The 12,134-nt window shown below is 63.8% G+C and carries 17 protein-coding genes; 8 read left to right on the top strand and 9 right to left on the bottom strand.

Annotation, left to right across the window (positions count from 1 at the left end):
- Positions 1 to 169: 169 nt before the first annotated feature.
- The gene (locus XI04_RS21205) at positions 170 to 1,861 is read right to left on the bottom strand and encodes a recombinase family protein (protein ID WP_271596211.1); all 1,692 of its coding nucleotides are present in this window, start codon (positions 1,859 to 1,861) and stop codon (positions 170 to 172) included.
- A gap of 240 nt (positions 1,862 to 2,101) precedes the next feature.
- Here XI04_RS21205 and XI04_RS21200 point away from each other — a divergent pair, with 240 nt between their 5' ends.
- Positions 2,102 to 2,371 (top strand): hypothetical protein, encoded by a 270-nt coding sequence (locus XI04_RS21200; protein ID WP_271623758.1) that lies wholly within the window; start codon positions 2,102 to 2,104, stop codon positions 2,369 to 2,371.
- Here XI04_RS21200 and XI04_RS21195 read toward each other — a convergent pair.
- The 4 genes from XI04_RS21195 to ku form a co-directional block, all read right to left on the bottom strand.
- On the bottom strand, positions 2,357 to 2,527 hold the full coding sequence (locus XI04_RS21195) for a hypothetical protein (RefSeq protein ID WP_085971794.1): 171 nt from the start codon (positions 2,525 to 2,527) through the stop codon (positions 2,357 to 2,359). The genes XI04_RS21200 and XI04_RS21195 overlap by 15 nt on opposite strands.
- 188 nt (positions 2,528 to 2,715) lie before the next feature.
- Positions 2,716 to 3,012, bottom strand: a complete 297-nt coding sequence (locus tag XI04_RS21190) for a hypothetical protein (RefSeq protein ID WP_038949276.1) — start codon at positions 3,010 to 3,012, stop codon at positions 2,716 to 2,718.
- Positions 3,013 to 3,275: 263 nt separating this feature from the next.
- The gene (locus tag XI04_RS21185; protein ID WP_312015371.1) at positions 3,276 to 4,031 is read right to left on the bottom strand and encodes a DUF72 domain-containing protein; all 756 of its coding nucleotides are present in this window, start codon (positions 4,029 to 4,031) and stop codon (positions 3,276 to 3,278) included.
- A gap of 13 nt (positions 4,032 to 4,044) precedes the next feature.
- Entirely contained in the window at positions 4,045 to 4,968 is a 924-nt protein-coding gene (ku, locus tag XI04_RS21180; protein WP_038949278.1) for a non-homologous end joining protein Ku, read from the bottom strand.
- Between the two features lie 167 nt (positions 4,969 to 5,135).
- Between ku and XI04_RS21175 the strand changes: the two genes are divergently transcribed.
- Positions 5,136 to 5,366 (top strand): hypothetical protein, encoded by a 231-nt coding sequence (locus XI04_RS21175; RefSeq protein WP_049806610.1) that lies wholly within the window; start codon positions 5,136 to 5,138, stop codon positions 5,364 to 5,366.
- A complete protein-coding gene (locus tag XI04_RS21170; RefSeq protein ID WP_038949280.1) occupies positions 5,359 to 5,607 on the top strand; it encodes a hypothetical protein in 249 nt (82 codons plus the stop codon). Before XI04_RS21175 ends, XI04_RS21170 begins: the two co-directional genes overlap by 8 nt.
- 505 nt (positions 5,608 to 6,112) lie before the next feature.
- Here XI04_RS21170 and XI04_RS21165 read toward each other — a convergent pair.
- The 3 genes from XI04_RS21165 to XI04_RS21155 form a co-directional block, all read right to left on the bottom strand.
- A complete protein-coding gene (locus XI04_RS21165) occupies positions 6,113 to 6,283 on the bottom strand; it encodes a hypothetical protein (protein WP_193375314.1) in 171 nt (56 codons plus the stop codon).
- A gap of 237 nt (positions 6,284 to 6,520) precedes the next feature.
- On the bottom strand, positions 6,521 to 6,766 hold the full coding sequence (locus XI04_RS21160) for a hypothetical protein (protein ID WP_038949281.1): 246 nt from the start codon (positions 6,764 to 6,766) through the stop codon (positions 6,521 to 6,523).
- A 33-nt stretch (positions 6,767 to 6,799) separates the two neighbouring features.
- Entirely contained in the window at positions 6,800 to 7,024 is a 225-nt protein-coding gene (locus XI04_RS21155) for a hypothetical protein (protein WP_038949282.1), read from the bottom strand.
- Between the two features lie 543 nt (positions 7,025 to 7,567).
- Between XI04_RS21155 and XI04_RS21150 the strand changes: the two genes are divergently transcribed.
- The 5 genes from XI04_RS21150 (at position 7,568) to XI04_RS21130 (ending at position 11,912) form a co-directional block, all read left to right on the top strand.
- Positions 7,568 to 7,726: a hypothetical protein gene (locus tag XI04_RS21150; protein WP_157158080.1), complete on the top strand. Its 159-nt coding sequence runs from the start codon at positions 7,568 to 7,570 to the stop codon at positions 7,724 to 7,726.
- Between the two features lie 12 nt (positions 7,727 to 7,738).
- Positions 7,739 to 8,299 carry a sensor histidine kinase gene (locus tag XI04_RS21145; RefSeq protein WP_271596210.1) on the top strand — a complete coding sequence of 187 codons (561 nt, stop codon included), beginning with the start codon at positions 7,739 to 7,741 and terminating at the stop codon, positions 8,297 to 8,299.
- Between the two features lie 254 nt (positions 8,300 to 8,553).
- The gene (gene ligD, locus XI04_RS21140) at positions 8,554 to 10,374 is read left to right on the top strand and encodes a DNA ligase D (protein WP_271596209.1); all 1,821 of its coding nucleotides are present in this window, start codon (positions 8,554 to 8,556) and stop codon (positions 10,372 to 10,374) included.
- Positions 10,371 to 10,868, top strand: a complete 498-nt coding sequence (locus XI04_RS21135) for a hypothetical protein (protein WP_049806612.1) — start codon at positions 10,371 to 10,373, stop codon at positions 10,866 to 10,868. Before ligD ends, XI04_RS21135 begins: the two co-directional genes overlap by 4 nt.
- A gap of 147 nt (positions 10,869 to 11,015) precedes the next feature.
- Positions 11,016 to 11,912 carry a 3'-5' exonuclease gene (locus XI04_RS21130; RefSeq protein WP_038949287.1) on the top strand — a complete coding sequence of 299 codons (897 nt, stop codon included), beginning with the start codon at positions 11,016 to 11,018 and terminating at the stop codon, positions 11,910 to 11,912.
- Between the two features lie 6 nt (positions 11,913 to 11,918).
- Here XI04_RS21130 and XI04_RS21125 read toward each other — a convergent pair whose 3' ends face one another.
- Positions 11,919 to 12,101: a DUF3606 domain-containing protein gene (locus XI04_RS21125; RefSeq protein ID WP_038949288.1), complete on the bottom strand. Its 183-nt coding sequence runs from the start codon at positions 12,099 to 12,101 to the stop codon at positions 11,919 to 11,921.
- Between the last annotated feature and the right edge of the window lie 33 nt (positions 12,102 to 12,134).

Raw genomic sequence — 12,134 nt, 5'->3', positions numbered from 1 at the left:
CCGATAAGGCGAAATTTTGTCTTGCTCCGTCGGGCAAAACAGTGGTTCATAACGCGCTGGTCCTAGCGAGACGAAGGAGCCAGCCCGATGGCGAATGACGTGGACACCTCCTCGGAATTGTCCAAGATCGCGAAACTGAACGGTGACTTCCGAAGGAATTACGGCACTCTCATCGGTGCAATTTTGTACCTCCGCACCGTGAGCGCCGCCCGCCGAAGCCCTTGGCTGTGGGCTGGCCTGATCTCGATCGCTTTTTCGGCGGTGCTGAGCTGGTTGGGGCGGCACGAGTGGATTTTGCCAGCGTTGCTTTGATGGCCGCGAACAGTGTCTCCCTTTCCCGGTAAAGCGCTCCGCGATGGCGGCGAAGGGAGCTTGATGCAAGCCAGACGTAGCGTCCCGACCTCAACGAGGCAGGCAGTAGAACGTAATCCTCGATCTCGCGATTTGCCGCATCCAACCGCATCACGGCAAGCAGGCCGGATGAGATCTGCCTTCGATAGGCCTTCCATTGCGCAGCGTGATCCGTTCCCCGTCGCGCCAGCCGTCGCGCGACGAGAAACGAAACTACGCGCCTGCCTTCGACATCGACGCCGATCCCTTCCTGAGCGAGCTCCGGCCGAAGACCAAGGTCCTTTCGCAACACCTCCGCGAGCTCGGTTGCGTGCCTCGCCTGTTCGGCAGCCCAAAACTCCCGGGTGCCGATCCAGTCGCAGTCGCGCGGCGACACGTAGCCGATCAGCGCATAGGCCTTCCGCAGTGAACCGAAGTGCTTCACGTAGGAGGAGACGTGATTGAGTCCTAGGGTTTCGTTGATGATGCGGGAATTGAGCTTACCGCGCCGACGGAGCGCAAGGCGAAGGCGCAGCAACATCTCGTCTTCCGGAATCTCCACGCGGCGCTCGGCAAGCAGCTTCTGTGCGCGTGCGAAGATGCCCGGGTCCACGATAGGCTCGATCGCCGCAGCGCCCCGGACCCAGGCGTGATCCGGGTTTTTAACCAGCTTCTGCCCTAAGCGTCGCGAGGTACGGTTGTAGACGGTCTTGCCGATGTAGTTCTCGTTCGCGAGGATGGTCGGGATCATGCCGTCGGTCCACGGCCGACCGTTGTGATTGGCGATGCCGGCATCGTTCAGTTGGCGCCGGATGTCGCTGTAGGATTTCCGGCCGTTGACGAACTGGTCAAAAATGATCCGGACCACGGCTGCCTCCTCGACGGAGCCGGGCTGCAGTCGAACGCGGTCCGATTGCAAAGCCTTGAACTGGCCCTTTTCGAGGAAGCCCTTCGGATGCTCGCTCTCGTCGACCATCAAGCGCCGGAGGCCGTAGCCCACGGGAGCGCCGACGCGGTATCCAAGGCTCGCGACCCGGCAGTGCCCCGCGTGCACCTTGACCGAAAGTTCTCGGCTCCACTCTGCGGCCATACCGCGCTTTAGGCTCTTGGCGATTCCGGAGACGAATGTGCCGTCGTTCTTGAAGAGTTCGGCGCAGTATTCGACCTGCACGCCGCTCCGCTTGCACAAGAATTCGTAGTAGGCACTCTCGTCGACGTCCTGGAAGCGGCCCCAGCGACTGACGTCGTAGACGAGGATGTGGTCGAAGTCGGCTTGCCCCGACTGCACGTCCTCAATCAGCTCAATGAGACCCGGCCGTCCCTTGATCCGGAGGCCGCTGCGGCCCTCGTCCGAATAGGTGCGGACGATTGTAAGAGCGTTCGCCTCGGCATAGGTGGCGATTGCTGCCATCTGATTCTTGATCGAGTAGCGTTGGAGTTCCCTCGACATCCGGACGTATTGCGCGGCGCGACGCGCTCGGGTCCGCCTCGCCAAGCCTGTCCCCTTGGGAACGACGAGCCAGTTACCCATGCACCCCTCCTGCTACTTCAGAGGCACCAAGCCTAGCAAATACACCTCGCGCGTTCGGGCTGGCAACGCCGATCAAACTCGAGGCGGCCCGTTCCATCGGGCCAGCGCCTCTGGTTTATGCACAGCGACGCGGAACAGGGGGACAACCCTCAGCCCTACCGTTTGCGAATCTCTGACCCGTGCTAACCGCCCGGAACTAGCAGGAGGGCGGATAGATTCGTCCTGGCAGGAGCGACCTCGATGCCGATGACGGAGGAAAGGCGACCGGCGATCCGGACGCTGCGCGGCTGGGCGATCCACGTGCTGCAGGAGGCGGGCGCTATCCGCGAATGCGAGGAGCACGGCTGGGCTAGGGGTCGGGCCGACCCTCATGCGCGCGATCACGCATTGGACATCGCCAGGCAGGAGCCGCCCGAGGGTTTGTCCCCGGACCAGGCCGCCCAGGAATTGCGCGACGTCTTGAATTCTATCGGCGATACGTGCCCTGAGTGCCTTTCAAGTCCCGATTAGTTCGGCTGTCGCGCTTTTCGCGTGGCAACGGATGCGGGCGAGTTCGAGCCAAGCCTGCGCGAGCCGGAGCCAGCGCTGCCGTTCGGAGCCATCCGCCAGGACGGCTTCCTTGATCGCCTCTTCCGCACGGCCCTTAGGATCGAACTCGTCACCCATGATGCGGAACGTCGTAGCCTACTAAGGTAAACGGCCGGTGGCGCTCAGCTCCGTACGAATCCGGGGGCGGTCCCGCACGCCTCCGCCTCCAGCCGCACTGCGGAGCATCCCGTGCGCGGCAGCGTATCAAGACGATCGGACGAGATCGTCCGGACTGTACGCCGCCCTAGGCCGACCCGGGCCCCGCGTCACTTGCTTTCGGGCTTCTTGGCCGGCGGGCCGCTTTTGTTGCCCGGCAGCCCTTTGATGTTGGACGTGTCCTGCTGCTGCACCGTTGGATTCTGTTGGTTGAGCGTGGTGCTGGAGCCGACCGTATCGCCAGGCTTGGCAGCAGGACCATTTTTGTTGCCGGGTTGGCCCGCGATGCCGGCGCCCGAGTTCTGGGCGCTTGGCGCGGTCGAGACGTCGGGTGTTGTGGTTTGGGCAATTGCGGCCGGCGCCGAAAGTGTCAGAGCGAAAGCAAGTGCGCTTGCGACAGACCTCATGACTGATCCTCCCTTTTGGGGCTTCGAAGCGCGTCTCGCGGCTCCGATCAGTTCGAACGTGCAGTTGCCGCCTGCGTTCCTCTTCAACTCGCCGCCTGAAGCCGCGGCAGCTTCCGTTCGTCGACCTGCATGAGCTCGTGGTGGAAAGTCCGCGCTGGCTGGCAAGAAGATGTCGCCGAATAGGAGAGGCGCAGGCGCGCGAAATTCAAGGGCTCTCGGTAAATGCAGGATGTGAGGGAAACCGACTTCTGCCAAGAGGCCTTTCAAGGGCGCAAATCGAGTGCGTTCTGGAGTGCTGCGCCGGCGGCGGTGTTGTCGAAGATGCACCAGGTCTCGCCGGACGGTGCAGCACCGAGGCGTGACTTCAGTGCGCGAAGGTATGCCCCGTCGTAGGCGGAGTAGTAGATACGCGGCGTTCCGTGGAGCCGAAAATAGCGCAGTCCCGGCCACCCGCCCGGCAGGTCGGCATCTGGCACGCGCGCCGGGTCCGCAGCGACGCGGCTGATCCGATGCTCCCTGAGCCAAGCACCGACCTCGGGCGTGAACCAGCTGACGTGACGTGGTTCGCACGCGAGAGCGGCTGAGGTCCCTTCCCGCAGTGCGCCGAACAGGAATTCCGCGTCTGACTCAACGAACATCTTGCGAGGCGCAAACTGAACGAGCAAAACCCCCAGCTTCGCACCGAGGCCGGCGCTTTCTTCGATGAACCGATCGAGTTCAGGTCGCGCAAGCCGTGACGAATGAGTGACAGATTTCGGCACCTTCACCGAGAAGCGGAAATCATCCGGCGTCGCGCTTGCCCATTTCTCGTAGGTCGAACGCCGGTGCGGCTTGTGAAACGATGAGTTGATCTCGGTGGCGTTCAAGACCCGCGCGTAGCGCTCAAGGTGGCTACCTGCGCCGCCAACCCTTTCCTTGCAGTTTTGAGGAACATTCCACCCCGCTGTTCCGATCCGAAGCCCAGCCTTGACATGCGCGTCCTCTTCCCGTGTCAGTCCGCAACTGTCATCAGGAGCCACGGGATTCCGGACCTCAAGCCGACTTCCGCCGCGCTCCTGCTGCAGGCTTCTTCGCGGCATCCTTTGCAGGCTTCTTGCCGGCTATCGGCATCAGCATCTCCTTCTGGCCAGCTGACGCCTTCTTCGACTTCTTGCCGGGCTTGGCCTCCGTGGTCGGTGCGGCTTCTCGCCCGACGCTCTGTCGCAGCGCTTCCATTAAGTCGACGACGTTCTCGCCCTTGGGCCGTTCCTTTGGCCGGATGGCCTTGCCCGCGCGCTTCTGGTTGATGAGATCGATCAGCGCGGTTTCGTAATGGTCCTCGAATTTCTCCGGATCGAACCGCCCAGCCTTCTGGTTCACGATGTGCTTGGCGAGATCGAGCATGTCCTTAGTGACCTTCACGTCCTGGATCTCGTCGAAATACTCCTGCTCGCTGCGTACTTCGTAAGGGTAGCGCAACAGGGTGCCGACAAGGCCCTTGTCCATCGGCTCCAGCGCAATGATGTGCTCGCGGTTAGTCAGCACTACCCGCCCGATCGCGACCTTGTCCATCTCGCGGATGGTCTCGCGGATCACTGCGAAGGCGTCGTGGCCGACCTTGCCGTCGGGGCGGATGTAATAGGGGCGGATCAGATAGCGCGGGTCGATGTCCGACCTGTCGACGAACTCGTCGATCTCGATGGTGCGCGTGGACTCCAGCGCGATCTCCTCGAGCTCCTCCTTGGTGACCTCGATGAACTGGTCCTTCTCGAGCTGGTAGCCTTTAACGATGTCCTCGTTCGGCACCTCATCACCGGTGTCAGCGTCGACCTTGAGGTACTTGATGCGGTGGCCCGTTTGCCGGTTGAGCTGGTTGAACGAGATCTTCTCGCTCTCGGAAGTGGCCGGATAGAGCGCGACCGGACAGGTCACCAGGGACAGACGCAGGAAGCCTTTCCAGTTAGCGCGGGGGGCCATGTACGCAGAACTCCGGTTCGAGGCGGCTTGGATTCAAGACGAACGGCAGGCGGCAGTTCCGACAGTCCAGCCGCCGATCCCGGAGATTCATTCAGTGCCCGCTGCCGCGCCATGGGAATTCGGCGGGAGCCTCTTGACTCCTCGGAACAAAGCGGGAACATAATCGGATGAACGCCACGTCCGACCAGGCCGCATCGGCCCCTGACGGTCTTGAGGCCGCCGCGGACCAGGCGATCGCGGCCTGCGGAGGCGACGCCCGGCAAGCCGTGAAGGCCCTGATCGTGGCCAACGACTTCCTCGAGACCCAGCTCGAAGAGCTCCGGTCGAAGGTGTCCACCGGCTACGCCCGCGGACGGCTTCCAGGAGCGCGAGAACGCAAGGATGAGGCAGATGGCTGAGGTGACCTACTATGTCGCTCTACCGTTCGTTTTCTCCGACGACGGCGTGGCCGCCGGGGAGCCCGCGGAGTGCCTGAGCGCCAACGCCGCGGTGATGAGGGCCGAGGCGCTGTCCCGAAAGCCCGGCCACGCTGGCGCCATCGCGTTCAGTCGAACCGGAGATCCGTCGAGCGGGGACTTCAGCGACGCCAGGCTGATCCGGAAGTTCGGCGAGGTCCCGGACGATCTGAGCACGCTGTGAAGCTCGACTGGATGAGAACCGAGATCACGCGCATGCGCGGGCAGATCCGAGCTCAGGGGTGCGCGATCCGAATGCTGCAACGGGCTGGCGTCGCGACCGCCGCGCCGAGCTCCTGCTGGACCGGATGCGGGCGAAGGTGGACGACCTCTGCCGCGAACGGGATACCCTGAGGAAGGGGCCCCGAGAGGACTGCTGCAGCCACGCGAAGTTGAGCTGGCTCAAAGCGAACCGCACCGGCTGGTCTAGAGTTGGTTTCGTACCGAGCGGCATGAGCGCGCGCTCCGGTGCTGTTACGGTTGCGGAGACCCGGACTCCTAGGCACTCCGGGCTCCGCCTCAGTTTTGCGACCGCAGACACGGTGTCGGCTCCGAGAGCGACCCGCGGGCATACGTTCGATGGAACGAAGCCCGGACCTGCGGGTCGGACGGCCAAAGCATTTGACAGTTTTGAGAGCGCGATCGGCCTCGGCGGCAATACGGCTGCCGAGGCCGATCTGCATTCCGTCCTATTCCGCACTCGGCGTGGCGGCCGCGTCTCCTGGCGCCAGCAGACTAAGCGCCGTCTCGAGCTGCGCGAGCAGCCGTTCGATCTCCTCGCGTTCGTTGGGACCGGGATCGTGCTCCAGCCGCTCCATGAGCGCCTGCTTGCGCGCAAGCAGCTTTGCCAAGGTCGACATCGCACCTCCCGCGTGTTGGGCGTCTACAAACGAATTGGTGCTCCACCGAGCAACTTGCCAGTCCCTGAGCGGACGAACCGGATCAGGCGGAGCGCTGGGTCCGATCGGCCTCGCTTCGCTCTCCGAGCAGCTTGCCGGTCGTGCTGCTCAGCGCTTCCTCGATCATCGGGTCTTCTCGTCTTCCATCGCCTTCCCGGCCCGCTTTCTTCGAGCGGGTTGCGGTCCTTCGCTCATGCGTCAGCCGTCCTTCAGCGCGTCCTTCACTTCGCTCGCCGGCCAGCTCCCGCCGGCGGGCCGGACACGCACCTTCGCGCTGCCTCCGACCAGCTCGTGCGTGGCCACCTCGTCCTCGGATTCCACCACCGTCAGATCGGTCTCGGGCTTCCAGTCGAGCGTCAGGTCGAGATCGCCCGGAAAGATCTGCCAGCGCGAGCCGTCTTCGAGCTCGACGATGTGGCTCTCGGAGTGCGAGCGGATCTTCATTCGAGGCGTCCCTGAGGCCAAGGCCCGCGGCCGCTATTTCCGCCCTCCGGGCGCCTGGGCATTCGAGTCGTTCGGGTTCTTCTGCTTGTTGGCCTCATGATGCCCGATCACGCAGCCCGCGGCGGCACCAAGCTTGCCGTGCCCGGCCATATGGCCCGCAACGCCGCCGACGATGGCGCCCTTGATGCAGCCCTTTGCGTTCGCCGGTGAAATCGATGCCAGTGCAACCAGGCACGCAGCGGCCAGGATAGGTTTCATGATCGTCTCCACTTTCAGGTTGACCTCTGATCCATCAAGTCGCCCGTGCGAGGTGCGTTCCGAGGGCCGCGACTCCGGCGGCCCATCCAGTCACGCAGCGTCTCGCCCGCGACCGGCGAGATACGGCCCCGCAACGCGCAGCCGTCCAGCTTCCTCGCTGCCGCAGCGCGAGCAGCGAAAGGATACCTCAGGCTGAGCAACCATGCTTCTCTGCGCGCTCACGGCCATCGGCCACGCACCGCATCGGGGACACTTCACCAGCAGATCGTTGGTTTCCAACATCGCGACGGCTCCTCAGTACGCCCCACAGCTCCGCCAACGACCAGAAGAATCCCCCGTTCCCTGCGCCTCGCGCAGGACTGAATAGCCGTTAGCTTCGAGCCGACCGCGCCCCCTTCTGTACCAAATGATACAAACGCCTGCCGTGGCCGTGCTATGGTGGCCGAAAGGGGCTCGGCTCGCGTGGTAGATCGTCTGAAGGACTCACTCGCCGGCTTGGAGCCGCCCGCCTGCGTGAACTGCAGGGTCGAGATGATATGGATCATGTCGACGCTGGTTCGCCAATCGTCGGCAAGCACGATTTTGCATCGCTTCGTCTGTCCACGTTGCAATGGCGTGAACGACGTAGAAACCGAGTTCAAGCCGATACGCGTTCTCCCCGACAAGCTGACGAAATGGCGCGGAGCGGCCAACGCGGCTTGAGACGCATAGGCAATGGGGAGCGCACGTTGTCGATCGGAACATGGAGCCCGGAGGGCACGTTGCTCCGATGAAAGCGATCCGGCCGTACAAATGGCGATCGCGTCGGCGGTGAGCCGGGTGGACGTGGTCGCGAAGGTCCACGACCGCTTGCGCGATACCGCCGACAGCAGCCGCATCGCGCTCGCGCCGTACATCCAGTCCCTGTGCGGGAGCCTCGCCGACTTCCATCGCGGCGTCCGCGCCATCACGATCGGCGTTCGCTGCGACCATATAGAGGTGCGAAGCTCGCAGGCGGCCTCGATCGGGCTGATCGTCGACGAACTCGTGACGAACTGCTTCAAGTATGCGTTTCCGGAGAGGCGCAGCGGCGCAGTGCAGGTTGACGTTCGCGCCAGGAACGGCCACGTCCTAGTGACGGTGCAGGATGACGGCGCGGGCTGTCCGGCCGAAGTCAAGAGCGGGCTAGGCACCCGGCTCGTCAGCCTTCTCGCGACGCAGATGAAGGGCACCGTGGTGAGACGGCCTCTTCCGCAGGGCTGCGAGGTGCAGGTCTCCCTCGCACTCGACGCCTGACTCCCGCGCGCATCAAATTGAAGCTGGCCGGGACCGCAGACCGGTTGTCATAGACCGTGGAGAACGACCCAGCCATTGACCTGCGGCGGAGACCCGCGTGGCAAGCAGGCTGATCCGGAGGTCGGCGACGCCTCACGATCTGAGGGGCAGGGCGCTCCCGTAGGGCAGCCGCTGCACCGATCCCAGCGACTCGCTGCCAACCCCCGGCCGCGGCGGCAGGACGGAACGATTCCGGCGGTGCGCGTTGAGTCCGCATGTGTGCCGTGGCGTTGCGTCAGTCTCGTTCGGGAGTACCGCGCGTTGCCGGCGCGCGCAAAGCTGCTATTCCAGGTTATATCGAGCCGTGTGATCCCACGTTGCGCGAGAAACCGCCACGTGGTCAGGATTGGGTCTACGAAATCAAGGCCGACGGCTACCGTGCGCAACTGCATCTGGAAGCTGGCGATGTCACCGTCTATTCGCGCACGGGACTCGATTGGACCGAGCAGTTTTCCTCGATCGCAGCCGCGGCTCGCGAGCTGAAGGCGAAGAGCGCGATCATCGACGGTGAGGCCGTCGTCTACGGCCCGGGCGGCCTGCCCGACTTCCAGCAACTTCGGCGCGAGCTCGGGCGCAAACGCAGCGAGCGTGTGCGCTATCACGCCTTCGATCTCCTGCACCTCGACGGGTACGATCTACGCGGGGCGGCGTATGAGGATCGCAAGCAGTTGTTGCACGAGCTTCTGAAGGCGGCGCCGGAGACCTTCATCTACGTCGAGGCTCTCGAAGCCGACGGAGACAAGGTCTTCTTGAAAGGTTGCGAGCTCGGTCTCGAAGGTCTGATCGCCAAACGGCTCGGCCAGCTCTACCGCTCGGGCCGGCAGGAGACCTGGATCAAGCTCAAATGCAAGAAGAGCGAGAGGTTTCCGATCGTCGCGTTCGTCGAGAAGCTCGGAGCTCACCCGCGCAAGATAGCCTCCCTTTACGTGGGCCGCCGTGAGAACGGCAAGCTGCTCTACGCGGGCAAAGTGCGCACCGGCTACACCGAGGCAGCCGCGCGCGAATTGCGCGAGCGGCTGGATCCGCTGATCCGCCGCACATCGCCGCTGGACATGAAGGTCAAGAAGCCGAAGGCCACCTGGGTCGAACCGAGCGTGAATGCCGAGGTGGAGTATGGCGCGCTGACCGACGATGGCCTGCTGCGAGAGGCCGTCTTCAAAGGACTTCGGGACGATCTTCCGATGCGTAAGGTGAAGGCGCCGCGCCTGGTGCCCTCTTCCGGACGGCCGAAGCTGGGCATTCCCAAGGAAAACATCCTGCAGCTTCTTCCCGACGCGGTCGTGCCTTCCAAGGAAGAGCTTGCGGACTACTGGGAGCGGGTATGGAAGAAGGCGCTCCCGCATCTCGGCCACCGGCCTCTCAAGATGGTGAGGCACCTTCACGGCACCACTTTCTACCACAAGGGGCCGCTTCCGAAGGATATTCCGGAAGCCGTCCACCAGCTTCGCATCCAGAAGCGCGAGGGAGGCCAAGGCACGCGCCTGTGGGTCGACAGCCTGGATGGCTTCCTTGGCCTGGTGCAGATCGGAGCCGTCGAGCTGCACCCCTGGAATTCGACGATCGAGGATATCGAGCACGCGGACCGCATCGTCATCGATCTCGATCCCGGCGACGGCGTTGACTGGGGGCAGGTCGCCGACACCGCGCTCGAACTCCGGGCCTTCATGAGGCGCGAAGGACTGAACGCCTGGCCGAAGCTGACTGGCGGCAAGGGCATCCATCTGGTGGCCCCGCTTGATACGCCGATGCTGCACGATCAAGCGCATCGCTTCGCGCGCCGCCTCTGTTCCGACTTTGCCGCGCGCCAGCCCGAGCGCTACCTCCTTTCGGCGCAAGCGAGGCGCAGCGGCCGGATCTTCCTGGATTACCTGCGCAACGGACGCGGCACGACCGCCATCGGCACCTATTCGCCGCGAGCGCGCCCATCCTTTCCGATCGCTGCGCCCGTCACCTGGGCGCGCATCGAGAATGGCGTCAGGCCGGACGCGTTCACGATGGACAGCCCATTTCGGGCGAAGCAAAGGAGGCCCTCATGACGGACGCCTTCGACCGTTGGATCGAATGGGCCAACAAAAAGCCCGGCGACAGACCAGGGCTCCCGTCCGAGATCCACGCCACTCTCGCCTCTCTCCCTCGAGAGGATCGTGTCGACCGGCAGAAGGTCAACGCCGCCGTCGAACATCGGGCCGAGCTGACTCGGACCGGAAGGACGGCCTGGCTTTATCTCAACGACTACGAGCATGGAAAACAGCGGAATGTCGGCGATCCGGAATGGGTAAAGGTGTTCGCGTCCGCAGAGGCGGCCGACCGATGGTTCGACAAGCACGATCCGGAGGGCGTTGCCTGGGAATACGAGGTCGATGGCGGGCAGCGGCAAACTTCCGTTTGGATCCATCTAGCCGATGAGAACTCCCGAGCGATCGGCGACGCCTCCTGGGCCAAGCTCTTCGCCTCCAAGCAGGCCGCCGACAAGTGGCTCGAGCAGAACGCTCCCAACGGTAGGGCCTGGTCATATCCGGTCGACGATTGAGCTGAGCACAAGCGCGCGGGCATCGGTTGGTCCGGGGCGAAGCGGCAGCCCGCAGCAGGGCTCTAATGGGCCGATGCCAGCCGAAAAGCCCGTGAATCGCTTGTTTTTCAAGTACCTCCTGGCGAGATATCGTGCCAAGCCATATCCATGCTTCGGGACACCACGAATCTGGCCGCGATGGCGGAGGCCTTGAGCCGGTCGGCGGACTACCGGGTGCTGCGGCGCCTGGTGCCGCGGCCCGCGTACCAGCCGACCGTCGGGCAGGATTGTAGGACGGGCATCCTTCTGGACACCGAGACGACCGGCCTCGACCACGCCAAGGACGAGATCATCGAGCTCGGGATGGTTAAATTCGACTACGCTGCGGACGGGCGGATCATCGGTGTCCGCGACACCTTCTCCGCCTTCAACGAGCCTAGTGTGCCGATTTCCGCGGAAGTGACGGCACTCACGGGCATCACAGATGAAGACGTGGCCGGCCACAAATTCGACGATGCGGCTGTGACCTCATTCGTCGACGACGCAGTCATCGTGATCGCACATAACAGCAGCTTCGACCGGATGTTCGCGGAGCGCTACTGGCCTGTGTTCGAGCACAAGGCCTGGGGCTGCAGCATGAGTGAGATCGACTGGCGCAAACACGGCTTCGCGGGCTCGCAGCTCGGCTATCTGCTGCACGGAGCCGGCTACTTCCATCAGGCGCACCGGGCGGTCGACGACTGCCACGCTCTGCTGGAGGTTCTCGCTCTCGAACTGCCGACGACGGGCTCGCCGGCGCTGGCCCTGCTGCTGGAGACCGCCCGCAAGCCGACGATGCGGGTGTGGGCGGAGCAGACCGCGTTCGAGCTCAAGGACTCGCTGAAGCGGCGAGGCTATCGCTGGAACGACGGGAGCGACGGGCGCCCCAAGTCCTGGTTCATAGACGTCCACGAGGCCGCTCTCGACGACGAGATCGCCTTCCTTCGTACCCAGATCTACATGCAGGACGTCGAGCCAACCGTGCAGAGGCTGACCGCCTTCACGCGGTTTTCCGGCAGGATTTGACGGAATCTAGCGGCCGAGGCGCTTCTCGACGCGCTTGCGGGAATTCCCGACCTTCTTGACGGCTTTCTTCACCGCCGATGCCGAGCGGCCGGTCTTCTTCGCTTCGTAGCGGATTTCATAGTCCTGTCCCTTGGCTACCCGCGCTCGGTCCTGTTTGCGCCCTCGCGCGGTCTTCTTCTTTGCAGCCATCGGGTACTCCTATCGCGAATGATTAATGAGGGT

The sequence above is a fragment of the Bradyrhizobium sp. CCBAU 11430 genome (assembly GCF_028128855.1).
Classification (GTDB): domain Bacteria; phylum Pseudomonadota; class Alphaproteobacteria; order Rhizobiales; family Xanthobacteraceae; genus Bradyrhizobium; species Bradyrhizobium ottawaense.
Note: the sequence above shows the minus strand (reverse complement) of the source record. Positions and strands in the feature narration are given on the sequence as shown.

What these genes read in the sequence shown, in the direction of transcription:
- XI04_RS21205 (WP_271596211.1), bottom strand. Translation starts at nt 1,861, where the DNA reads ATGGGTAACTGGCTCGTCGTTCCCAAGGGGACAGGCTTGGCGAGGCGG.
- XI04_RS21200 (WP_271623758.1), top strand. Translation starts at nt 2,102, where the DNA reads ATGCCGATGACGGAGGAAAGGCGACCGGCGATCCGGACGCTGCGCGGC.
- XI04_RS21195 (WP_085971794.1), bottom strand. Translation starts at nt 2,527, where the DNA reads ATGGGTGACGAGTTCGATCCTAAGGGCCGTGCGGAAGAGGCGATCAAG.
- XI04_RS21190 (WP_038949276.1), bottom strand. Translation starts at nt 3,012, where the DNA reads ATGAGGTCTGTCGCAAGCGCACTTGCTTTCGCTCTGACACTTTCGGCG.
- ku (WP_038949278.1), bottom strand. Translation starts at nt 4,968, where the DNA reads ATGGCCCCCCGCGCTAACTGGAAAGGCTTCCTGCGTCTGTCCCTGGTG.
- XI04_RS21175 (WP_049806610.1), top strand. Translation starts at nt 5,136, where the DNA reads ATGAACGCCACGTCCGACCAGGCCGCATCGGCCCCTGACGGTCTTGAG.
- XI04_RS21170 (WP_038949280.1), top strand. Translation starts at nt 5,359, where the DNA reads ATGGCTGAGGTGACCTACTATGTCGCTCTACCGTTCGTTTTCTCCGAC.
- XI04_RS21165 (WP_193375314.1), bottom strand. Translation starts at nt 6,283, where the DNA reads ATGTCGACCTTGGCAAAGCTGCTTGCGCGCAAGCAGGCGCTCATGGAG.
- XI04_RS21160 (WP_038949281.1), bottom strand. Translation starts at nt 6,766, where the DNA reads ATGAAGATCCGCTCGCACTCCGAGAGCCACATCGTCGAGCTCGAAGAC.
- XI04_RS21155 (WP_038949282.1), bottom strand. Translation starts at nt 7,024, where the DNA reads ATGAAACCTATCCTGGCCGCTGCGTGCCTGGTTGCACTGGCATCGATT.
- XI04_RS21150 (WP_157158080.1), top strand. Translation starts at nt 7,568, where the DNA reads ATGTCGACGCTGGTTCGCCAATCGTCGGCAAGCACGATTTTGCATCGC.
- XI04_RS21145 (WP_271596210.1), top strand. Translation starts at nt 7,739, where the DNA reads ATGGGGAGCGCACGTTGTCGATCGGAACATGGAGCCCGGAGGGCACGT.
- ligD (WP_271596209.1), top strand. Translation starts at nt 8,554, where the DNA reads ATGTGTGCCGTGGCGTTGCGTCAGTCTCGTTCGGGAGTACCGCGCGTT.
- XI04_RS21135 (WP_049806612.1), top strand. Translation starts at nt 10,371, where the DNA reads ATGACGGACGCCTTCGACCGTTGGATCGAATGGGCCAACAAAAAGCCC.
- XI04_RS21130 (WP_038949287.1), top strand. Translation starts at nt 11,016, where the DNA reads ATGCTTCGGGACACCACGAATCTGGCCGCGATGGCGGAGGCCTTGAGC.
- XI04_RS21125 (WP_038949288.1), bottom strand. Translation starts at nt 12,101, where the DNA reads ATGGCTGCAAAGAAGAAGACCGCGCGAGGGCGCAAACAGGACCGAGCG.